General features: G+C 35.2%; 15 protein-coding genes. 1 reads left to right on the top strand and 14 read right to left on the bottom strand.

Annotation, left to right across the window (positions count from 1 at the left end; genetic code table 11):
- Window positions 1-203: 203 nt before the first annotated feature.
- The 8 genes from C0W29_RS19545 to C0W29_RS19505 all read right to left on the bottom strand — a co-directional run bounded on the left by C0W29_RS19545 (window position 204) and on the right by C0W29_RS19505 (window position 10,519).
- Window positions 204-2,330 (bottom strand): peptidase domain-containing ABC transporter, encoded by a 2,127-nt coding sequence (locus C0W29_RS19545; protein WP_107174048.1) that lies wholly within the window; start codon window positions 2,328-2,330, stop codon window positions 204-206.
- Between the two features lie 3 nt (window positions 2,331-2,333).
- The gene (locus tag C0W29_RS19540) at window positions 2,334-3,602 is read right to left on the bottom strand and encodes an HlyD family secretion protein (RefSeq protein WP_045044623.1); all 1,269 of its coding nucleotides are present in this window, start codon (window positions 3,600-3,602) and stop codon (window positions 2,334-2,336) included.
- Between the two features lie 12 nt (window positions 3,603-3,614).
- On the bottom strand, window positions 3,615-4,619 hold the full coding sequence (locus C0W29_RS19535; RefSeq protein ID WP_045044622.1) for a radical SAM protein: 1,005 nt from the start codon (window positions 4,617-4,619) through the stop codon (window positions 3,615-3,617).
- Between the two features lie 635 nt (window positions 4,620-5,254).
- On the bottom strand, window positions 5,255-5,518 hold the full coding sequence (locus C0W29_RS19525; protein WP_045044620.1) for a hypothetical protein: 264 nt from the start codon (window positions 5,516-5,518) through the stop codon (window positions 5,255-5,257).
- 64 nt (window positions 5,519-5,582) lie between these two features.
- The gene (locus C0W29_RS19520) at window positions 5,583-6,755 is read right to left on the bottom strand and encodes a glycosyltransferase family 2 protein (RefSeq protein ID WP_045044619.1); all 1,173 of its coding nucleotides are present in this window, start codon (window positions 6,753-6,755) and stop codon (window positions 5,583-5,585) included.
- Between the two features lie 11 nt (window positions 6,756-6,766).
- Window positions 6,767-8,143, bottom strand: coding sequence for a protein adenylyltransferase SelO family protein (locus C0W29_RS19515; RefSeq protein ID WP_045044618.1), 1,377 nt, complete (start codon window positions 8,141-8,143; stop codon window positions 6,767-6,769).
- Between the two features lie 3 nt (window positions 8,144-8,146).
- Window positions 8,147-8,653: a toxin-activating lysine-acyltransferase gene (locus tag C0W29_RS19510; RefSeq protein ID WP_036789808.1), complete on the bottom strand. Its 507-nt coding sequence runs from the start codon at window positions 8,651-8,653 to the stop codon at window positions 8,147-8,149.
- 447 nt (window positions 8,654-9,100) lie between these two features.
- Window positions 9,101-10,519, bottom strand: a complete 1,419-nt coding sequence (locus C0W29_RS19505; protein WP_065191307.1) for a peptidoglycan DD-metalloendopeptidase family protein — start codon at window positions 10,517-10,519, stop codon at window positions 9,101-9,103.
- Between the two features lie 647 nt (window positions 10,520-11,166).
- Between C0W29_RS19505 and C0W29_RS19500 the strand changes: the two genes are divergently transcribed.
- Complete coding sequence (locus C0W29_RS19500; protein WP_045044617.1) at window positions 11,167-12,606, top strand: hypothetical protein; 1,440 nt, start codon at window positions 11,167-11,169, stop codon at window positions 12,604-12,606.
- A 304-nt stretch (window positions 12,607-12,910) separates the two neighbouring features.
- On the opposite strand, the gene tssM is transcribed toward C0W29_RS19500, so the two are convergent.
- The 6 genes from tssM to icmH are packed head-to-tail and all read right to left on the bottom strand — an operon-like array spanning window position 12,911 to window position 23,567.
- On the bottom strand, window positions 12,911-16,456 hold the full coding sequence (tssM, locus tag C0W29_RS19495) for a type VI secretion system membrane subunit TssM (protein WP_045044616.1): 3,546 nt from the start codon (window positions 16,454-16,456) through the stop codon (window positions 12,911-12,913).
- An 18-nt stretch (window positions 16,457-16,474) separates the two neighbouring features.
- A complete protein-coding gene (gene tssA, locus C0W29_RS19490) occupies window positions 16,475-17,917 on the bottom strand; it encodes a type VI secretion system protein TssA (RefSeq protein ID WP_045044615.1) in 1,443 nt (480 codons plus the stop codon).
- Window positions 17,918-17,926: 9 nt separating this feature from the next.
- A complete protein-coding gene (vasI, locus tag C0W29_RS19485; protein WP_235862039.1) occupies window positions 17,927-18,631 on the bottom strand; it encodes a type VI secretion system-associated protein VasI in 705 nt (234 codons plus the stop codon).
- On the bottom strand, window positions 18,601-20,136 hold the full coding sequence (locus C0W29_RS19480) for a sigma-54 interaction domain-containing protein (RefSeq protein WP_045044614.1): 1,536 nt from the start codon (window positions 20,134-20,136) through the stop codon (window positions 18,601-18,603). Before C0W29_RS19480 ends, vasI begins: the two co-directional genes overlap by 31 nt.
- Window positions 20,137-20,141: 5 nt before the next feature.
- A complete protein-coding gene (tssH, locus tag C0W29_RS19475; RefSeq protein WP_045044613.1) occupies window positions 20,142-22,763 on the bottom strand; it encodes a type VI secretion system ATPase TssH in 2,622 nt (873 codons plus the stop codon).
- A 9-nt stretch (window positions 22,764-22,772) separates the two neighbouring features.
- A complete protein-coding gene (gene icmH / locus C0W29_RS19470; RefSeq protein WP_045044612.1) occupies window positions 22,773-23,567 on the bottom strand; it encodes a type IVB secretion system protein IcmH/DotU in 795 nt (264 codons plus the stop codon).
- Between the last annotated feature and the right edge of the window lies 1 nt (window position 23,568).

The following is a 23,568-nucleotide window of genomic DNA, read 5'->3' as shown; positions in this document are numbered from 1 at the left end:
TTATAGATCTAGAATTTACGAATGATTCAGTAATAGACGTGCTATCTGAAATTCGAGTCATTGTAATGGAGGGACAACCTGAGAAGCTTACCCAAGGTTCAATTCCAAAATAGCAACCGTATCGTTCTGTTATTTGAACATCGCTTAATGTTGTGTCTGCTACCGGGCAAAGTATTCTTTGAGATTGATACATGATCCCACCTTTATTTAAATGAATTTGCTACTTCAGTTATCAAGCCATTTTGCAGAAGTAATACTCTATCCGCAGATGCGATCGTTTCAGGGCGATGAGCAATCATAAGAATAGGAAGATCTATATCTCTAAATGTTTGACAAACAAGTGACTCCGTATGTACATCTAAACTGCTCGTAGCCTCATCTAATATCAACAACTCAGGCTTTTTATATAAAGCTCGCGCAATTAAAATTCGTTGCTTTTGTCCGCCAGATAAACTCGCCCCCATCTCACCAATGAGCGTGTGATACCCCATATTTAAGCGCTCTATATCATCATGCACACCCGCTTTTTGAGTACACTGCACTAACCAATCCTCATCTAGCTCAGATCCAAAAAAAGTGATATTTTCAATGATAGAACCGCTAAACAATTGATCCTCCTGAAGAACAGCACCAATACGTTGTCTTACATCTTTCATAGAAACATTAGAATTTCCAAAAAATGTAATATGGCCTGCCGTTGGTTGATAAACTCCAAGCAGAAGCTTAGATATTGTTGATTTTCCACATCCAGATGGACCCACGAGAGCAACGATTTCGTTTTGTTTAAGTTGAAATGATGCCTTATTAAGAAGAAGAGGTTCATTCGTACCATAAGAAAAAGAGACACTTGAAAAATCGATCAACTTACTATTATCAGTCGCCATTTTTAATTGAATAGGTGCAAAACCATATTCATTATTTTTTTCTTTTTGAGTAAGTACGATATCCGCCAATCTTTCGTTATAAACAGACAACATTTTATATTCGAAATACTTGTCAATTAGCGAACTAATGCTGCCAGAAAAACGTCCTTGATAAGATAAAAATGCAACAAGCATCCCAATAGTAAATTGCCCACTTAAAACTAAATTTGCCCCAAACCAAAGTACCGCGGCAGAAACTAAACTAATAATGGTAATATTTATCGTGTTATAAATCATCCCAAGCTTCATCTCATAAAGTTGGGCATTACGTCTATTAATATTAATATTCCGCCACGCTGATTCACGCCAAGGAAGTGTTCCGTTCACGCGAAGGCTCAATACTCCCCTGACTGTTTCTAAAAAATAACTTTCTTCTTTAGTGTTCGCTTCCCAGGTATTTTCTTCTGCTCGTTTAAAAGCACCAAACCAAGTAAAACGTAGCAATACATAAATTAATGCTGCAATAATTGCGATTATAGAAAGAGTTGTACTATAAAATAACATAACAACTAATGTACCAACAGCTAACACTAGATCAAGTAGTGCTTGGATAGCGCTTGTAGTAAGTGTATTTTGAATAACATTAATTGCAGCAAATTTTGCACTGATACTACCAATATCACGCTTTTCAAACCACTCTATAGGTAAGCGAAACAAATGATGAAAAACGTTCGCTGTCCATTGCATATTGAAATTGACAGATAAAGTTATTGTTGCCCATTCTTTTGCAAGACCAATTAGTGTTTGTGTAGCTGTAATAAGAAGAATTGAGAATATAATTAGTACCAGCAAATTCTTATCATAACCCACGAGTACTTCATCAATTACAATTTGGTTCAGCATAGGTAATAAGAGCGCTAAAACTTCCAATACAAGTGCAAATATAAAAATTTTAATTAAAGAAGCTTTTAAACCAACGGTCTTACCAATAAGATCTGAAAGCTTAGTCTTTTGTTTTTCATCCTCCTCTTTAAAATCATGCATAGGAGATAATTCTAGAGCGACACCTGTAAAAGACTTATTTACCTCAGACAATGAAAGATGAACTATTCCATTTGCCGGATCGTGAATAACAACTTTATTTCCTTTAACGGATTTCAGAACCACGAAGTGATTTAAATTCCAATGCAAAATACAAGGTGTACTCAACTGATGCAATTCATCTAAATCAAGTCGAACAGCCCTCGCAGAAAGCTTCAGCAATTCACTACATTCAATAAGTCGCGCGAAAGACATACCATGTTGAGTAACATCAAATCTTCCTCGTAAGTGTCTTAAGCTAATTTTATATCCATGCCAATCAGCAATCATCGCAAGACAGGCAACACCACACTCAGCAGTTTCAGTTTGGCGTACTAACGCCAGCTTCTTACCCCATACCCAATCTAATTGACTACTGATATTCACTCGCTAAACCTTCCCTTTAATGGTGTAAAATGGCTCTAAAATCCACTCATAGATCTTTCGAGTATCGAGCTCAACATCTGCCACAACAGTCATTCCTGAAATCAAACGTTCTTCTCGTCCATAAACAGTGATCGTAGGTTTTGAAAGTTCAATTCTTGCTTGGTATAAACCCTCAACTTCAGCATTATTAATCAAGCGACGATTCACAATCATTTCAGGTGCTACCGCTGACGTTGAAATACTCGTTATTGTTCCCACCTGAGCACCAAATTTTTCATAGGGAAAAGCATCAAATCTCAATCTCACTTTTTGGCCAACTTTCATAAAACCAATACTACGACTTGGTGCATATAATTCGACAAACGTTTTATCACTTTCAGGGACAATAACTAGCAATGGCTGGCCATTGGTAACTGAATGCCCCGTATTTGCAAGAATTGACGCAATAATTCCCTTAATTGGAGATCGCACTTGGCTATCCCCCTTAGACAAAAATTCCACTTTTGTTTGCATCATCGCTTCTAGCTGTCTATCGAGATCCTTCAGCGTAATATCTAAGCTGATATCTTTATTTTTAAGACTTGTAATACGATTTTGCTTTTCTCGTAATAACTTTTGTAAATTTAAATTATGACTCTCAGTTTTCGACTGCTTAGAAAGCAAATCAAGCTGTATCTTTTGATAATCGTAATCTGATAAGAAGTGGTTTTTTAGAAGTGTTTTCTGTTTATTTGCTAATAAGTGAGTCAGTTTCAATTCATGGTTGGATAACTTAAGGAGATTTTTTAAAATACCACTTTCAATATCTAATCGTGTAATATCTTCAACCAAAGCTTGACGATCTAAATTCGCTTTCACCGATTCTTGCTGTCTTCTTTCAACAAGTAATTGATATTGATTTTCAATCGAAACTAGAATTCTTTGCTTTACAGCAATTCCTGAATCATCAAAGCGCTCGGTTTTTATTTCGTAAAGAGGTGTAAGATTTTCAACCTTATCACCTTCTTTTACAAAAATTTGTTCAATATAGCCCGAATCATTAGCTTGAACCTTAACCATTCCTTCAAGGGGGCTAACTAGACCAACTAACGTTTCTCTTCTTGTATATTCAGCAAGCGTGATGAAGGTTACAATAGCAATCAGCACTAACATTGAAAGACAAAGATAAATATTTTGATTAAAAGAAGCATTAAGTAGAATTCTTCCCTGACTGGTTACTTTTTGCGCTTCAAAATATTCAGGTCGATAAAGATGTTTACCTCGTGCAACCATATCTATTATCTCTTAAAGAATTTGCGTCACAGCAATTGAATTATCTAATTGTTCAATTAATCGTTTATTAATTTTAGTTGAAGAAAGATCTGCACCACACTGACAAATTTTTGTACGACAACGAGTTGGTTTTACTGGTAAAATGATCTCTGTATCATATATAGATCCAATTGATCCATCTTGCATACACCATGCGCGATATATTTCACCTGCAAAAGTAATTACTATACTTTCAACGCCAGCATAACAATCCCAACCAATAAAATTTACTTGATCATTAATAAGCAAATCAAAAGTAGAAACAGTCCCCTTTAAACCATCTATATATTCTATATCCAAAAAAGATCTAGGTTCAGGAAGGTTCTTTTCGTCTGGCCACCCTCTGAAGCTTTTCATTAATGACTCTTGCTTATCGGTATAATTGTATTTTTGGGTAATACCACCATGGCCAAAACCTTCAAATAGAGGTTGCAGTGCAATTGAACATTTAACTTGTTCTTTTAAACGCTGAGCGTACAAATAACAATCATTAAACTTTTGAGGATCCATCATCACATTGACATGCAATCGAGTATTTTTAGAACTCTCTAAGGTTTTTGCTACCTCAGTAAAATGATTTTCATCTTTAATATCATTTACATGGTAACTCAAACTCACACCATTCAAATATTCAGCATTCTCTCGCCACCATGACAAAGACTTTGAACCATTTGAAACAATACAAACTAATCCACCATTTTCATGTATCAATTGTATTAATTTGCTAAAATAACGTAAAAGAGTTACTTCCCCTCCTCCAAACTCAAAATAAGGCGTTAAACCAAGCTTTTTGGCATCTGAACTAATATTTTCTACAAAATTGACCACGACTTCATATGATGGAGCTTTAATTGAGCCACTATTTAAGTCTGGATGACAATAGCTGCATTTATAATTACAGTTATTCATTAAAGCCCAATTTATTAAAAACAAATCACACTTACTTTTAATCTTAAAAAGTTCTTTTATCTTAACCATTAATATATTCCGTATTTAAATGCGCCGAAACTATTATTTATACGCACACAAAAAATAATAACCAAACATCAATCTATTTATAAAAATAATTCATTAAAAATCATCATTTTATAATAACATCAGAACTACCGATATGGTATTAACTCCAGCATGAGTGAACAAGCATACAAAAAAACCATATTTATAACTTTTTAAACACCAAACTTGATATGATATTACGTAAACCACAAATGGAAAAAAAATCACAAATCCCCAAAATTTATTCGTCATAGAATGTAATATAGCAAAAAATAATGAAATCATAATAGATATTAATATTAAGTTAGATATAAATTTTCTCATAAAATTAACTATAATTAAAATTATAATAGTTTCAATCAAAGGCGAAACAACTATAATCCCAAACACGTCAATTAGACCTAAAATTTCAGAAGGGCTAGATTTATCAATAAAATCAAAAAATAACATAATAATACTAATCGATATAAATGCTAATAAAAATGCCAAAAATATCGATTTTATTATATAAATAATAACATTAATATTATTATTAAGTATAAACATAATTAATCAACCTCATATAAACGGTAGTTAATATATTATCTACCGCCTATATGTTTATATCTAACTTAAAACTAGAAGTTTCTTCCAGCCCCCATCATTTGACCGCCAACTGAAAGTCCGCTTCCTCCATATGATTGGCTCGTTCCTGTACCTACACCTGAATTATTTGAAAAATTTCCACGATTACCTGATATTGCTGACCATGCAGAATTGCTAGCAATCCACTGTCCAAAGTTTTTTATGTCATTAGCATTTATAATTCTATATGAAGTAGCAACGCCACCATCCCCACCACCATCGACCATCAATATCTCATTCGCATTTAAGTTATACATAATAATTCCCTTTCTATTAATTACAGTAAAAGAGTACTGTGCTCATTAAAGGTTAAAAGACTATTTATCTTGTTAACCATATTTTCTTTTTCCTTAAAATTTCGTCTATATATCCTAATAAATTTGGCAACCACGTTATCGACTCCAATACTAATGAAAACAAAGGTGCTTTTAATATTTGACTCGTTGTTAACTCTCGTTGCAAATCGTTCTCTTTGATATACAAATGAAGCAGAATTAAATAAACGATCATATTTATTCCACCAAGAATAAGAGGGATCCAAATATGAAATACCAGCATAAGTCCCAATAAAATTAAACTTGATGGGAAAATATATTGTGATGCTGTAATAAAGAACCAAGGCGTTGAGCATATACCAGCAAACCAATGAGTCTTCCAAGCGACAACAAACGCCTCTACTCGTCCTCTCGCCCACCTGCGCCTTTGATTAAACAAACCTTTAGAATCAATTGGACATTGTGTTGAAGCTTTTGCTTTTGGCGCATACCCTGTTTTATATCCATTCGATATTGCTTTCCAACACCAAGCAATATCCTCTACTAACCATTCACTCCAACCACCAAGATCTTTTATAATTGATGCGCGATGTGCCACAAAAGCACCAGCTAACACGGGAACACATCCCAACTTATCTTGTGCCGATCTAATTGCACCATAAAAACTTATGTGCTCATAATGCTGAAGGAGACCAATAAAACTATCTTTATAATTATTAGGAGTTATATATCCACACACTGCAGCGTATCTATCATCAGACCATAATTTACTGACTAATTCTTTAATCCCATCAGATTGAATAAACGTATCACTATCAACAATGACATAAGCATCTCCTGTTGCAATCTCTAAGCTGAGAGCATAATCCAACGCAAAACCTTTACGCCCATTATTTTTATGTTTGTTTATTAATAAGTACTTTTGTCGCCTTGGAACGTTTAACCATTGCTCAACAGCTTTTTTACTGTCATTCGTTGACCCATCATCTATTATTAAAACTTCAAGCAGTAATGGATATTCTTGATTATCTAAATAAGATAATGTTTTTAATAAAACATCAGAATCTTCATTATAATAAGGAACAAAAACAGACACTGATGGTAATATCTTAACATTTACTTGTTCTTTTCCATACTTATAAAACACCAATAATACAACCGTTGTAAATAATGTTATTGATGATGTTGAAATTAAAATTAGCTCAAGAAAATCAAACACTATTCGACACCTTAACAATAATTGGCAATTAATCTGTTGATTGATTCATTTGAATATTTTGTCTTACTTAAGTATTCATCATTAAAAATAGTAAATGATGAATATTTTAAATCTCGAAGTTCAAACTTAACATTACCTATTTTCAACCTCTTTTCTTTTGCTAGATTAACAATCTTACTTTTAAAATCTTCAGCGCAAAAATCACCGATATTTATTCTATGTCGAGAGATCAAATTTCTTTTTATATCACCTGCTAATATTAAGTTATCTTTACTTTTATTCTTAACATCAAGTTCTTCTAAAATTGCATAATTTTCTTGATATTCGAGTTCATCAAGAAAAAATCTCACTAACTCCTGAACTAAACTATTAGATAAAGCATCATTGAGAATAGAATAACTATCTATATTTAAAAATAAATTCTTCAACCAATTAGTTATTAAAATATGATCGTCCCAAACTGCACCTACACCATCAGCCAGAACATAATTACCAAAATCAGGTACTGCAGTAATCGTTCCGAAATCAAGAAAACGACCATCAATACTAATATTGGAGCTAGTCAAAGAGCCATGTGGTATTCCCTTTACTCTAGAATATGCTATTTGTTTTGCTATACGAACTACAAAGCTTTTTAAACAATCAAATAACTCCTTTTTAGACGATAACGTTGAATCACTAACACCTAATGAGATCGGTAAATAATTAATACATTCTCTTACTCGATCTGCATCATCATTTCTTAAAGAAATATATTCAGGTAAAGGCCAAAAAAAAGTGGCTCTTTCAAAATGTGCAGGGCGAATAGAAAACTCTCTTATCGCTAAAGCACATGGTTTCTTTGGACTATTACCTAAATATGAGAACTCTTCTTGAACATTTGTTTTGATAATAGCTAAAGTTCTAATCGATCCATAAGGTAAGTGTCGATGACAAATTTCACCCCAAATAGCTTCAGAAATAGCCTCATCTAAAAACAGTTTGCCATGAGAATGTGACTTACTCATATTTTGTGCTAATAGTGGTGTTATACCAATACCCTTGACTTGAAAAACACCATCAAATCCACAACGAGCACTACCACCATTACAAACTTCATGTCTAGAACCATAACGATCGGCCCAAAAAGTTTTACATTCATTAATGATTAAACGATTTGAATTTAAATAGTTTGGGGACACATAAGAATATTCGTTTAATAAAAACGCTTCTATCTCTTCTTTTGAACCATTAATATTATATTTTTTTAATAAATCACTATTGAACCAAGCAAGTTCTGCTCCTATTAATCGAAAAGTATCAAATGAAGAAAAAGATATCTCAGGTAAACCTGTTTCAATAAAATTTAACTTTTTTATTTTCCTTACCGATATTGTTTTAACACTCATAAGTTATTTCCTATTGTGTTTTATGACTAAACCTGATTTATCTCTAATGCAGATATTTATATCTCTGCATGATATAAATGCTTTATACCTTGCATTTCGATATAATTTCTTAATTACAGATAACGTATATGGTTTTTCTGTACATAGAAAATCAACTATAATTAAATTGTTACCTTCATTCCAACACATTGGATGTAGAATAAAATGATCATTATTTAAATATCCCAAAAGAGTTTTATTATCAACCCAAGCCCAAATAAGATACCCGATAGGTTCAATACTTCCTTTACTATCAATTAATATATATTGATTATGTAATATAGCAGGCTTAATCCAATATAAAAATGAATTAATATTTACAGTTTTATGAACACTATCTTTAACTGTTACTTCTAACAACTGTCCAATTTCTTGTAGTATTTCACTTTTATTTTTACCACACTGATCCCTTTCCATAAATAAAGAATTCTTAGTGCTAACAGAGATATTTGACTTATCTAAAATCATCATAAAAGCTTCCATGCGCAAATTTAAAACAACTCTAGTCATTAGAGATAACTAATTAAATCTCATAATTTAATATAACTAAGTATTTGTATATTTTTTAACATCCAGACTCACACCAGAATATTAACCCATACTGAAAATGTGATTGAATTCGCATTTATTTTTATTTCTTTGCAATTTTATTAAATTATTACACGTAATTTAACTGACTATTAATTTAACCAAACTCACTACACCCCAAGTAAAATAACTAAGTTTACAATAGATATAACCATATAATTATTAAAAACAATTATAATATTCTATTGCTTTAAAGTTTAGCATACGATTAAGTTCAATATTTAATTAGCATGCATAGATACTATATAATTATTTATCAAAAAATCTGTAACCACATATTAATAAAAAAGCCCTCAATATGAGGGCTTTTATCCGTACTTGTTTTCTTAATTATTTATTAGCAAGTTTAATATTTGAAGTTGGCTCACCACTCTCTGTTGACATCATTTTATTATATTGAGCGACACGTTCTTCAAATGCCTGCTTTTCTTTAGGTGACACTGATGTTGCTAGCGGTATTTTAGCTGTCATTGGGTTGACTGGTTTTCCGTCAATATGCAGTTCATAGTGAACATGTGGCCCAGTAACCTCCCCTGTCGCACCGGATAAGGCAATAACTTGACCACGTGTTACATGCTGGCCTTTTTTAACCAAAATACGACTATTGTGAAGGAAGCGTGCACTATATGTTTTGTTATACCGAATATTGATGTAGTTACCCGCATATTTTTGGTACGCAACACGTGTAACCACACCTGTCCCTGTCGCTAATACATGAGTACCAGAAGGCGCACCGATATCGACACCATAATGTGGTTCAAGAATGCCTGATACTGGATTAACGCGAGCTAAACTGAATGGTGAAGTAATACGATAATGAATAGCGGTTGGCCAGCGTAGTAAGGCCGGTTGTAAACCTTCACCGTGTTGGTCGTAAAAATTGCCATGACCATCACTATAAGCTGAAATTACGTCTTTTTTAGTATAAATACGTACAGCAAGTATTTGGTTATCACCTGTTGGCGTACTGCCTATGAATTTATTGTTAGTGACGACCTCAAATTTATCGCCAACTTTGAGATGATTGAAACTCACTTTATTTTGTAGAAGATTGATGATTTGAGTTGCATCACTGTATTGCAATCCCGCTTTTTTGGCTGAAGATAAAAAACTACCATCAATAGTGCCAGTGATAACAGCATCATGCCATACGCCTTTTAGTACTGTTTTTTTGGCTTCGTAATTACCTTTTGGCGTAAGGGTATATTCAATATTTTCAGCAAGGCTAAGTTGAAGCTGGAATTTTGTTAATTGGTGATTGGCGCTATCAATCCAAAAACGTACAACATTTCCTGCATTTAGATCGGCAACCTTAAAATTACGATCAGCTGAAATGATAGAATACATAACAGAATATGGAATCTTCTCGTGAGCAAAAATCTCACTCAGTGTATCACCAGGCTTAATGGTATATTGGTAACTAGGCTCATTGCTAACACTGTCGTCAATGACTGGCACCGTTGATTTTTTAATGGCCTTGTCTGCGGTATTCGAGACTGCTTGGTGCGCGTCTGTCGCTAATGATGCAGCATCAGTACCAGACTTCGCTGGAAGCGTTGTAGTTGATGGTAATACAGTATTATCTTTATGGGCTGGCGCCGATATCGAAACAGGACCTTCGATAGAATGCGACGGCGAGCGGTGATAATTTGCCATTATTACAGCAACAGCCACTAATGAAAGCCCTGCAAGCCCTAAAAAACGATAATTAGTAAACTTGCTCAGTGTTGTCGTTTTAGACCTAGACATAAATCGAATATGCTCGTTATTTTAAATATTGATTAAAGATAAGATGAATTTGACATACAAATAAAAACATATCTTTTCTGAACAAAGAATGAATTACTATTTCAGCAGTGAATAATAGTAATTAGGCTATATTATAAATTATTTTCTTTTTTCCTAATTCACTAATAGATAAATATTCAATTATAGTTATTAACATAGATTGAACTATATATATTAATAAAGTACGGTTTTACTCTGTAGTAAATACATTTTTAATCATTTCAACCCACCTCTTATGAATATATATTTATTAATAGAAAATATATTGTCACACATTAACTAAGTATCCTACTTCTCGGTTCTAACAAACAGATAACCATGTTGTTCAGACGTTAATGCTAAAACGTCATATAAAAAATAGGGGGGAATAATTACTTAACTCACCAATATAAAACCACCAGCATATTAAGATAAGCTCTTCATCTGTATAAAATAACCAATAATTAATAACGATAATTGATGTCTTTATTAATTGCGAGTTAGATCACAATTTTATAAAATTACATACTACTAATATTCATCATTAGCAGTATTATTCCGCGATTATTTTTTACTATCCAACCTTATATCTTAACTTGTAATATTTTCATTCTATTAAGGAATAATTAATGAAAGTCACACCTCTTGCTCTTGCTATATCATCAACTCTAGTTCTATCTGCTTGTGGTGGTGGCAATAGTTCTGAAGAAACAACAAATTTCACATCAATCTCTGGTAAAGCAATTGATGGCTATGTTGTCGGTGCAACGGTATATCTTGATTTAAACTACAATAATAAACGAGATTCTGGTGAACCCTACGCTATAACAACAGCTGGTGGTAATTTTAATATTGTCCTTGATGCTAACGATGCGTCTTGTTCTGACTATGTACCAACGATTGTTGATGTTCCTGTTGGTGCGATTGATGAAGATCTTGGCGAAATAACTGAGGCTTACCAAATGGTTATTCCACCAAATATCATTATTTCATCGAATACTGATATCAAAAACATCACCCCTTTAACAACCGTATTATGGTCCACCATCGAACGAGAATTACGTCAAGATAAGCAACAACTAAGTTGTAAAACGGTCAAAGAACAATCGGAAATACGCAGCAACATTCAAAACCGATTATTAGAACAAGAACAACGATTAGCACAACGTTATGGTGTTACCGCTGATGAACTCTACGGTGATTTCATTGCTTCTGGTAATGCTGAACTGCATGACATTGCCGTTGCTTTAGTTCCTTCTTTAAAAAAATCATATCAAGATACTATTGCACTTGAAAAAAAACACCCTAACGCATGGCTAGCTAGCGTTGAATATTATCAAGGGCCATGGAGCTACAATGGTGATCCTGATGATAAAACTTGGCATAAAGAAGAAACTGTTTATCGCACAATCTCAGATAAAGAATCTGAAAGTACAAAAAGTATCTATGAAGTAAGTGATGATCTATCTACTATCATTAGGGATGTACATTTAGATCGCGTATATTCATTACAACGTGACGGTATCCGTTTCTCATACGCCAATGAGTTTGAACAAGGTGGTTGTACTATTCGAGAATCAATCGCTCAAAATAGTAATCCCTCTTATCAAATCAGCAACACTTATGCCGATTCAAATCAACCTAACTTAGCAGCATGTAGTCAATTAACTGTCGCTGATACTCAACATTTAAATCAACAAGATGTCGAAGTTGAATATAATGTTGATAATATTAGTTACCGTGGCTATTTCAGTTATAGTGGTAATTCATTAAATGAAGGTGAACAATTTCTTAATTTGAAAGGGAATTTGAATAATATTACCGCTAATGATTTAAACATCTTCAACTTTATTAGTACTGATTTTTCAGATACGTCTATACACTCAGCAAATAGTGCTTGGCGTAGTTATACCATTCAAGAAGCTGATCATAGTGTTAACATCACTCGAGATCTAATTAGTAAAAAATTCCATAAATCAGATGATTATTTTAATGGCATCCATAAAGAATATTGCTCTGACGATGGCAGCAACTGGACACCAACAAATAATATCAACAATTGTTTCTAAAATAATAAATAGAGTAATGGGCTGTATTGCTCATTACTCATACTGTTGACACGATACTATGGATACAATAGTGGTACTTAACACTAAATATATTTATATCTATGAGTTAACCAAGTTTTCAGGTTAAGTCTGTAGCAGCTCACTGAAACTTTTCTATCGTACACAGTTCGAAATAAGATAAGAGCCGATTACAATTATTCGAATGATTTAATGTAATTAATTAGTGGAATACATATATAAAAAAAGCTGCACAAGGCAGCTTTTTATCATTTTATAAATTTTTAGATACAATAAATAAACTTAATTAATAAAGTGTCTTACTCAATTTAAAGTTCTTAAATAGTAATGATGTAAACGGGTTAGCATCCACTTCAGTATTTAAACGATAAATCACATCACCATTATCAATAGCGAATCTATAATCAACACTCGTTTCACTAGCACCTACAACCTGCCCTCGTTCAAGAAGGCGGAAAAATGCCCATGGTCCTTGAATCGTAATTGCACGTGGCGATAAATTCTCCGACGCAGGAACTAATGATAATTTAGATACTGCAGTTTCACGTAGTGTATTGGGCCAAATCAGCTCTACTGGTCGACGAGAGCCATGGCTGTACTCAACATATTGACCATCAACATTAATTACACTACGGCGTTGATTAGCACTTAAATTAATTGGCTCAAGCGTAAACTCAACATCTAATATACCTTTACGGTTAAAGAAAGCTTGTTGAATTTTTTTCGCATTTGCAAATTGTTTAAGCACATCACTACGTAATAATGACTGTTTATCACCACTATTCATATCCATTGAAAGATTATCATCAATAAATAATTTCAAGTCATTATTATAAAAAGTATCCAATGTACCACCAGGCGCAAAGAAAACTTCAAAATCCTTTAATGACACATCTTTCGATGCATTACTATTGAATGGATAACGTGAAGCAAGTTTTTCTTTATATTCCTTATATACATCACGCTGCCAACGAACTTCAACATATTTAATCGCTTCTTGCCTAACCACATACCAACTTTCATCTGCGATATCTTTAACTAAACTATCAAGCGGTTTCGGTAAATTAGTAGCCATCTGTTGTAATGCATAAATAGGGTCGTTATCCTTTAATGCTAATCGCTCTTTCGTTGCTTCTAAAGCCGCCTTACCTTTGTCAGGTGCATCTTGAATCGCTTTCATATAATGATAAAGTTGTTGTACTGAGGCCATCACTTCTTGTAGATATGCAGGTTGTTTACCATTATTATCCAAAATTGAATCTATCTCAGTAAACGGTGTTGCAATCATTGATGCTACTTTATATTGCGGCGTTGCCATCAACACCATCCTTGCCTTATCATTTTCAGGCAATTTTGGAAATAACTGAGTATTTATATCAACAATTTTAATAAAACGCTCTATTGGCTGTTTATGACCAACAATATTACCCAAAACAGTTACTGCTTCATTAATATCTGAAAAGTATTTAATGTCGATATTATTTAAGCCTAGTTGCCATGTGTTTACATAATCATCAACATACAAATCACGGATCTTTTGGCGTAACACTTGTTTATCTTCTGAACTAAACTTAGCCACTGTTGACTCACCTAATACCCAACTGTCAGTCAATGCTACATCTGACAATAATTCGATTTTAGGTAAAAAGTAACTATTAAAACCTTTGGTCGTTAATAACTGTGGAATGTTTAGAGCATCATCTTGTGCGCGCTGACCAAAAACCACCTCAAATACAGGACCGACTGCTTTTTTTATATTAAGAGGCGCACCTAATGTTTGATCTGCCGTACGTTTTAAGTTGTTATAAACACGATCAGCCAAATCCACTGAACTTAGATCCTGTTGAGTTCTCTCGATTAAATTATCATACGGACTCATTATCGAAATCGCATTTTTATTACCGTGATTGCGAAGACCTTGTAAATCAGTATGTGCTAACGAATAGTTCAAATGTGCAAGTAATTGATCTTGAGTTTTAGCGTCATTAGGAAAGTTTTTCTGCCACACTTGTGCAAAATACCTTTTTACAACATCATCTTGACGTCCACTTTGATCAGTCAACATTCTAAAGACCCGTAATGCTGATAACTCTTGTTGCTCTGAATTAGCACTCTTAATATCCACAGCTAACTGTTTCATTAAAGCAGGTAAGAACCGAAACTGTAGTAATCCTAAATAGGTCTCTTCAACTTTTGGTCCGATCTTATGACCTTGATAAAGTCCCATATCAGATAAATACTTAGGCTTATCTTGAAACACTCCAAACTCTAATGTTGCTTGACGAATTGAATTTAATGGTCCTAACAACTCTTGCTCTGAGCGCATCAATTTAGCGTCCGAATATTCCTCTTTAAATAAGCTGACTTGCTTTAGTACTGCATTTTCATGAGCAATATTCTGTCTATAATAACGTTGCCAACCACCAATTAATAATACAGATGCAATACTGCAGGCTAATACCGACATCGATAACACTTTTCTCTTATGGCGAATAACACGCAAGCTGTCAGATGCAATACCCGCTTCTGGATAAATAATCTCATTAAAAAGTCTCTTTACAAAAAAGGTGGTTGAGTTTTTAGACAGTTGAGCGCTATTAATTGTATTTGATAAACCATAACGACGAGATGCAGCATCAACAAATGCATTAGTGGGTACTCCTTGCTGATAAACAGACATAAAGTAAATACCACGAATTAACGCGGGTGTTGAAAACTGATCACTAGCAAAAGCATCTACTAGTAACTGCTTTAATACATCATGTAACCCTGCTACTTGACGAGAAAAACTATAAATAGCAGTACGATCTTCAGTATCAACAGCATGACGTAACGCCAATGGTAAAGAATCATTAATCCGTTCAATAAACTGAATGTAGTCTTGGTCAAATTCAGCTAACCAGTGATCAAAATCTTTTACAGTATCCAGTGAAAAAGTAAATCCCATGACCTCTTCACGTTGACTTTGGGTATAATTTCGAAAATAAGGTTCAAAACCATGTAAAAGATCCAATTTAGTCAATGCGATATATACTGGCATTCGTGTTGATAAGATCTCCATCAACTCACGTAAGCGAGCACGTAATAAATTAGCATATGCACGACGCTCAGCAACAGTTGAACTCGCAAGGTGCTCAATATCAAGTGCAATAACGACCCCATTTAATGGTCGTTGTGAACGCGTTTTTTCTAGCCAATTAACAAAATTAAGCCATAAACGCCGTTCCATCTCTCCATCATTATTCTCTTCATTTTGGCGTTGTGTCAGTAATTCGCCATCAGGATCAATTAACACAGCATCATCACCGATCCACCAATCAAAAGAATATGGATTTTCGCTCTTTTTTCCTGATGCTCGCATTACACTAGAGAAAACAAAATTCTGACTAGAACGATTAATTAAACTTGTTTTACCCGCATTTTCTAATCCTAAGACTAAATACCAAGGCAAACTATAAAGATAATTACGCTTATTTAAATTTTGTTTTAGCTCTCCCATTACTTGGTTAAGCTCGACCTGTTGACGAGCTTCTAACCGCTTAATAGGATCTTCAAGTAAAACCTCTTCGCGGGCTTTATCTTTATTAATACGTTGCAAGCTACGCCATTGCATACCTCCCCATACTGTAAAACAGCACAACGAGAAAATAATGCTTAGCACTACACGAGATGTAACAGTAACTAAAGGTTGTTGACCATAAATATCTAACCAGGGACCCGCCCACCAGATAGCTACATTAATTAAAATAAATGTAACTAATGTAATCACAGGTAATGATATTTTAATACTTGAAACTAATCTTAAGCCGATTGATCTTATTAAATTCCACATTTTATATTTTCCCTGTGGTTATTCTGCTGCAATATTATTTTTAATTTGTTCAATTAATGACGGTTCCCATTCCGTAACCGACATTTCATTTACTTGACGATATAAAGTCTGATATTGCTCTGATGCCATTGCTGGCAATGCGTTTTTCTTCATCACATCAGCTGATAACAAACGCCAATAAAAAGCATCTCTCGGTTCAGTTGCTTGTGATAACCCGTCATTAAGCATTTTGAGAGAAGGAGCAATTCCCTCTTCAAGTGCTAGTGCAAGCGCTTCATCACGTTTCTCATTCCAACTGCCCATTTGAACCGCTTCATCAACCTTTACATTGCCAACAGAACTATCTAACCACTTCAAGCTCACTTCACTAATAAAAGGCACTAACCCTTTAAATGAACAGGTTTTCAATGCTGGTAGCCGTTGAATAAAACGTTGTAATTCATCTTTAATAATCGCAGCCCACATATCTTGTCCCAATGCTATTGCGATACGATAACTTAAGAAATGTCCATCTAACCAATAAGGAGCTTTAGTTAAACTTTCTTCTACTCGACGCCACAATTCAATATCAGCCCCACGCTGTAAACCTTCTTCATAATCACTAATACGATCTAATGAAACTGGCATTAACTGCGTTTCTCCATTCACATTGGCATCAGGTAAACTATGAATTGAATACCACATTGCAAAACGACGAATACGGAGGCTTAACATCACGCCATCACAACCAAGCTCAGAAAGACAGTCAACAGCTTTCAGGAGTGACATTTTAAAACTACGCTCACTACCACTATCGATATCTAAATTAGGCATCGGCACTGCAGATACTGCTGCCGTCACATTATTAGAATTAGACGAATCTACCGCTGAAGTTACGCTTGCCTTTGGCGTTTCAACTTTAGAGATACTACTCACTTGAGCTAATTTATGCCGTAAACGCGCACTGATATCATTAACAACATCTACAGATAAAATTAGCTCTTCAGCCTGTATACAAAGCTCTTGCAACAATGTTTCTAACTTTGCTTTAAGCTCAATATCAAATAAGGCACTATCTAATTTATCAGCAGCAACATACGTTCGCTGGCAAATTTGATTAAAAAACTTTTTACGGTGGACTGCGCCTCGTTCACCAGGTATAGGTTGACATTCAAACCAAAAATGCGAGATAAAGTCTACTAACACACCAATAGATAGAGTGAAACGCTCCGGCGTAGCTTTATGTTGCAAACACTGCATTAACACTGTGAGCAACTTGATATCTTTCGTTTTTGTCGAGAGTAAACTGATGACACTATTTTCAACTTCTTCCCATTGCACTTCGCCATGAGAAAGTGAACCCACTTTCATCATCTGACTATCAACAAAATTCAGCTGAGGATCATCTCTCAAACGCTCACCAACAGGGTTATCCACCATTATCGGAGCGATCAGTTGCTCTCTAAAACTTGTCATTGACATTTAATACTCCTACCAACGACAAATTTCTCGCATTGGTTTAATAACCTCAGCAAGATTTTTATTATCAAACTCTAAATTATCGATACCTGCCACATCGGATCGTAATATCAGTTGTGGTGCAGAAATCATCGCTTTAATTACATCAATTGCAGGAATGCCACGACCTGAACGCAATAAATACCCACTATTATCACTGATCCAATCCTGCGTCACGACAGGTGATCCTGGAATTGATATGGTGACTCGTCCGGCTTGAATTGGTTGTGGTAAAATTAACTGAATACGGCTAATTTTTTCAAAACAAGTCAACATCAGAATTGGAGCCATTGAAGTCTTACCTTGCAATGAAATATTCGTCGCAGTTTCTGTTAACCACATACGCGATAATTCGTTATCTTTATCTTGTTGATTAAAAATAAATCCTTTTGTATCCCCTCGACTTTTTTCACTATTTACAGCACGTATCCATGATGATGGATATTGCACAGTATTAAGACTAGTCGGCGTTTTAACTGCTGTAACAGGAGTCTTAAAAACCTCATCAAAACACTGTAAACGTTCAAGCTTTGATTCAATATCTCGGCATTGATTAGCCTGAGCGAATGTCACTGATAAAATTGGTTGTGCCGATACTAAGCCTGACGCAAAGGTCAGGCTTGACGATAGTACGATCCATTTCATTATCATCTGATCTGGATCTCCAGCTTTTGACATTTATGTGCCAGCGTACGTTTAGGTAGACCTAAGCTTTCGGCAGCCTTCGCACGATCACCGTTATACTGTTCTAATCGATTGCGAATAATGGCTTTTTCGTAAGACTCTAAGGCGTTTCGTAAATCATTAATCGCAGAAAAGTCATTACCATTAACAACAAGTTCCTTCACCGACATTTTTATATCTAATGGTAACTTGGCAATAAACGCCGATTTTATAATCAAAGCTCCACATTGAGTTTGTACACAAGCAAATTCAATTAACGAACGTAGCTCACGTACATTACCTGGATAATTCAAGCTCTTAAGCTTATTAAGTGCCAATGGTGACAACCCTAAAATATTACGCTGCTCACGATCGTTATACTGACGGATAAAATAAGTTGCTAGCTCATCAATATCCACCAACCGACTATTCAGATTTGGCACCAATAATGGGTATTGATATATACGATAATAAAGATCTTGTCGGAACCCCCCACTATTCACACTTTGACGTAAATTAACATGGGTTGCCGCGATTAAACGAAAGTTCGAAGATTGCTCTTTATTCGATCCTAAAGGCCGATACTGGTATGTTTCCAATACTCGCAATAATTTAGCTTGCAAAGCCAATGGTAACTCACCCATTTCATCTAGAAATAATGAACCGCCATCAGCTTGAGCAATCAACCCTTTACGGCTTGTCAGTGCACCTGTAAATGCCCCTTTCTCATAACCAAATAACTCACTTTCTAGTAAATTTTCAGGGATTGCAGCACAATTAATTGCAACAAAAGGTTTATTTCGACGAGATGACAAGCTATGAACAGCTTTCGCTACCAACTCTTTTCCTGAGCCAGTTTCGCCTTGAATAAGTACCGTGAGATTAGAGCTAGCAGCCATTGCTATTTGTTCACGCAACTGCTCCATAACGGCACTGCTTCCAATCAGCTTGCATGTCATATCTAACCATGCATTTTTTTCCTGTTGCTGGGCTTTTAATCGTACAATAGAATCACTCAGTTGTTGTTTATGCGAATGCTGCATCTCCATATCTTTGAGTAGCATCCATTGTGCAACAAACGCATCACTAAACTCATGCCAATTATCATCAGTCAACAATCCATTAATTATGTTCTGCTGCCCAATAAGTACCTGAATAGCTGCAACTTGTTTATCACTATTTAATAATGGTGTAATTAATAGACTACTACGATCATCAACTAATTCAGATAATTGCTTAAACGGCTCATTCTGTTGCCAATAAACTAACCGATTATGATCAAGTAAAATCAATGATGCTTGTTGTAATACATGAGAAAACGGATGATCGAAATCACTCACATCCCATGTCCAATCTTTATTATCAGCAACGAATAAGCTGCGACCATCATCTGCTAAATAAACAACATAACTGGCCGTTAACGCTAACTCTTGCTTTAATGTATTGTTATAAAAATCAGTCAGCTTGACTCTATCTCTATAACTAAGTAAAGCTGATGTACAATGAAGCCATTGTTGCATGACAATTACTCCACTTCACCACAGAACTGTCCATCCGCTACCGTCAAATGAATGCGAGTGATCGCTTCACGGTGAGCAAGTCGATTCAATAAGTCTAAAGAAACTGGTGGTAACATTTGACCTTCAATAATCGCTTCTAACATACGCGCACCATTTTCTGCACGTGTCGCCCGACGTAAAATCTCTTCAATTAGACAAGGCTCAATGATCACCTCAGCTTTATAACGCGTTGTTAATAACTTCTCTAATCGCGATAACTTACCGCGAACAATCTGTTCCAACACCTCTTTATTAAGTGGTAAATATGGCACGACTTCCATACGAGCTAATAATGCTGGCTTAAAAAAAGCAGCCAATTCTGGGTACATCTTCTCTTCTAGTAACTCTGGCTGATCGGCATAATCAACAATGGTTTGATAACCAAGATTCGAAGTTAAGAAAAACACAATATTCTGGCAGTCAATAATACGGCCTTCACCATCTGCTAATTCTCCCTTATCAAAAGCTTGATAAAACAAATTCAATACTTCGGGGTGCGCTTTTTCAACTTCATCAAGCAACACAATCGAATAAGGCATTTTGCGCATAGCTTCTGTTAAGACACCACCCTCACCAAAACCGACATAGCCAGGAGGAGAGCCAATTAAGCGAGACACTGTATGCTTCTCTTGATACTCTGACATATTAATTGTGGTTAAGAATTGCTGCCCCCCATAGAGCTGCTCTGCTAACTGTATTACAGTTTCAGTTTTACCGACCCCACTAGGCCCAACCAATAGGAAAGCCCCTTTTGGTCGACCGGGACGACGAAGATCTGCACGAGCAGTTAATAAATGGCGATGAATGCCAGCAATCGCAACATCTTGACCTTTAATCGCTTCTCCTAAAATACGTGGTAATTCTGTAATTTTGGTTAATTCATCAGTATTCATTTGATCAACAGGTACTCCTGTCCAATCAGCAATGACTTGAGCAATTTGCGCTGCATCTACTTCTGGATAAATAAGCAATTCATCATGTGGAATTTGCTCAAGCTGAGCATAAAGATCCACTAATCTATCTCGTAACTCATCAGCAGATAACTCTACTTTATCTGTTGGTGCTATTGATGCTGATCTTGGAGAGAGAATCTGCTTACGTGTCTCAATGATATCAGTCACTAATATCTTTTGCTGCTGCCATGCTTGATACAAAGACTCACATTCTGTCTGTTCTATATTTTCAGCTTCGATCAAGACAGCTAAACGATCGTCATCTATAGATAGCCCTAATTGCTGCTGACGATGGATCATCTTTATTTCTAACTGGCGCTGATGATAACGGCTCTCTATTTCAGCAATGCGACGTGGTGGCGCACTCAAATTAATCGCAATACGTGCACAAGCTGTATCTAACACATCAATCGCTTTATCCGGTAGTTGACGACCAGAGACATAACGAGCCGACAATTCTGCTGCTGCACGTAACGCATCATCACTAATCAATACATTATGCGCATTCTCATAAACACTATGGAGGCCACGCATAATATCAACAGCTTGCTCTGTCGTTGGCTCATCAAGTTTCACTAATTGAAAACGACGCGTTAATGCTGGATCTTTTTCAAAGTACTTCTTGTACTCCTTCCAAGTAGTCGCAGCAATCGTGCAAAGTTCACCACGAGCTAAAGCAGGTTTAAGTAAATTAGCAGCATCACCACTGCCTTCTTGGTTACCAGCCCCTATCATCGTATGGGCTTCATCAATGAATAAAATGATAGGTGTTGCTGAATGCTTAACCTCATCTAATACTGATTTTAGGCGTTTTTCAAATTCACCTTTAACCGAAGCACCTGCTTGCATTAAACCAAGATCAAGTGCCCATAGCTCTACCTGCTGCAGTGACTCTGGCACTTTTCCTGCCACAATACGTGAAGCTAGTCCTTCAATAACTGCACTTTTACCAACACCTGCATCACCCACAACAATTGGATTGTTTTTACGACGTCGACATAAAATATCAATCATCAGATTAATTTCATTATCACGACAAAGTACAGGATCCAATTTTCCTTGGCGGGCTTGTTCAGTGAAATTTGAACAAAAACGAGCAAGGGTACTATTGTCATTACTTAAGGCTGGCGTCGTTTGTGCTAAAGCAGTATTAGTAACCGCTGTCTCTGATGATTCCATAACTAAAGACGAAAATTGTTTACGGAATGACTCACGATTAATATTTTCAAACGCTTTAATTAAATTAAATGCTAAATAACGATCTGGTCGTATTAATGCTGCTAAAAATATAACGCCTGATCGTAATTCAACTTCATTCATTTCAATTGATGCAAGTAACCATGCTTCTTGCAATAACTCTACCAATAAAGGTGAAAAAGAAGGATAGGTATCATTACCAATTTCATGTGGCATTGCTTCACCACATGTTTGTTTAATAATTTCACTATTTAAACCAGCGTGGTTTATTAATACTCGTACGTCAGATAATGGGTTTTCTAAAAGAGAAAATAAAAAATGTTCAAACGTCACCTCATTACTTTCACGACTCATACATAATGCTGCCGCTTGTTCCAATGCAAGTTTAGTTTGTGCATTTAACTTATTAATTAGCACCGGAAGTTCAATTCTGATCACGATAATGCCCTATTGAAGAATGTGATTAAGCTGTGTTAAAACATCTATTGATTTATTATTTAATAAAACAGAATACACAATAAAAATAGCGAGCCAAGATAAAGAAAAACCAGCAAATATAGTCCAAAGAGGTATTTGCTTCGTTAACTTATATTTTTTCGCAGCCACGAGTTCAGTTGCAGATGTTAAAGGTTGCGGCTCTTTATCTTTTAACCTACGCAAAATTTCATAAAGACTGGCAAATACTTTATCAAAAGCTTCTTTACCATTATTCATCACCTTATATCTACCTTCAAACCCTAGAGCCAAACAAAGATAGATGAATGCAAGTAAATCTTGGTACCGTTCTGGTTCAGCCTCTAATCGAGAAAGCACAGAGAAAACTTTTTCCCCTCCCCAAGTTTCATTATGAAACCGAGTTAATAGCGAGTGTTCAGCCCAAGCACTATCCGCGCCCCAAGATGTACTCATTACGGCTTCATCAACAAATGAACACAGAATATAGCGATAAGCTAAAATAACGGCATGTTCATACTCAAGCTCGGTTAGTTCTACTTCAATTGCTTTAATTTCTTCGACTGCTTGATTGTAAATTTCTTCAATATTGTCGCAACTTCCTAATCGGCGAATACGTAAAGCCATACCTAATAATGGTGTAGCTGCATCAATAAATACATTAATATTATTCCCACGTAACTGAAACCAAAAGTCTTGGTCTTGATTAATATTATCTACATTATCAAACAATAAATCGTCATAACTGCTTTCGCGAATACGACCAGACTTCTTTACTACGCTATCCATC

It is taken from the genome of Photobacterium kishitanii (genome assembly GCF_003026355.1).
Lineage (GTDB): Bacteria > Pseudomonadota > Gammaproteobacteria > Enterobacterales > Vibrionaceae > Photobacterium > Photobacterium kishitanii.
The sequence above is the reverse complement of the archived record's forward strand: the minus strand, read 5'-3'. Positions and strand labels throughout refer to the sequence as shown.

What these genes read in the sequence shown, in the direction of transcription:
- C0W29_RS19510 (WP_036789808.1), bottom strand. Translation starts at nt 8,653, where the DNA reads ATGATGATTTTAGATAAGTCAAATATCTCTGTTAGCACTAAGAATTCT.
- tssM (WP_045044616.1), bottom strand. Translation starts at nt 16,456, where the DNA reads ATGTGGAATTTAATAAGATCAATCGGCTTAAGATTAGTTTCAAGTATT.
- C0W29_RS19540 (WP_045044623.1), bottom strand. Translation starts at nt 3,602, where the DNA reads ATGGTTGCACGAGGTAAACATCTTTATCGACCTGAATATTTTGAAGCG.
- C0W29_RS19515 (WP_045044618.1), bottom strand. Translation starts at nt 8,143, where the DNA reads ATGAGTGTTAAAACAATATCGGTAAGGAAAATAAAAAAGTTAAATTTT.
- C0W29_RS19505 (WP_065191307.1), bottom strand. Translation starts at nt 10,519, where the DNA reads ATGTCTAGGTCTAAAACGACAACACTGAGCAAGTTTACTAATTATCGT.
- icmH (WP_045044612.1), bottom strand. Translation starts at nt 23,567, where the DNA reads ATGGATAGCGTAGTAAAGAAGTCTGGTCGTATTCGCGAAAGCAGTTAT.
- vasI (WP_235862039.1), bottom strand. Translation starts at nt 18,631, where the DNA reads ATGTCAAAAGCTGGAGATCCAGATCAGATGATAATGAAATGGATCGTA.
- C0W29_RS19500 (WP_045044617.1), top strand. Translation starts at nt 11,167, where the DNA reads ATGAAAGTCACACCTCTTGCTCTTGCTATATCATCAACTCTAGTTCTA.
- tssA (WP_045044615.1), bottom strand. Translation starts at nt 17,917, where the DNA reads ATGTCAATGACAAGTTTTAGAGAGCAACTGATCGCTCCGATAATGGTG.
- C0W29_RS19525 (WP_045044620.1), bottom strand. Translation starts at nt 5,518, where the DNA reads ATGTATAACTTAAATGCGAATGAGATATTGATGGTCGATGGTGGTGGG.
- C0W29_RS19535 (WP_045044622.1), bottom strand. Translation starts at nt 4,619, where the DNA reads ATGGTTAAGATAAAAGAACTTTTTAAGATTAAAAGTAAGTGTGATTTG.
- C0W29_RS19480 (WP_045044614.1), bottom strand. Translation starts at nt 20,136, where the DNA reads ATGCAACAATGGCTTCATTGTACATCAGCTTTACTTAGTTATAGAGAT.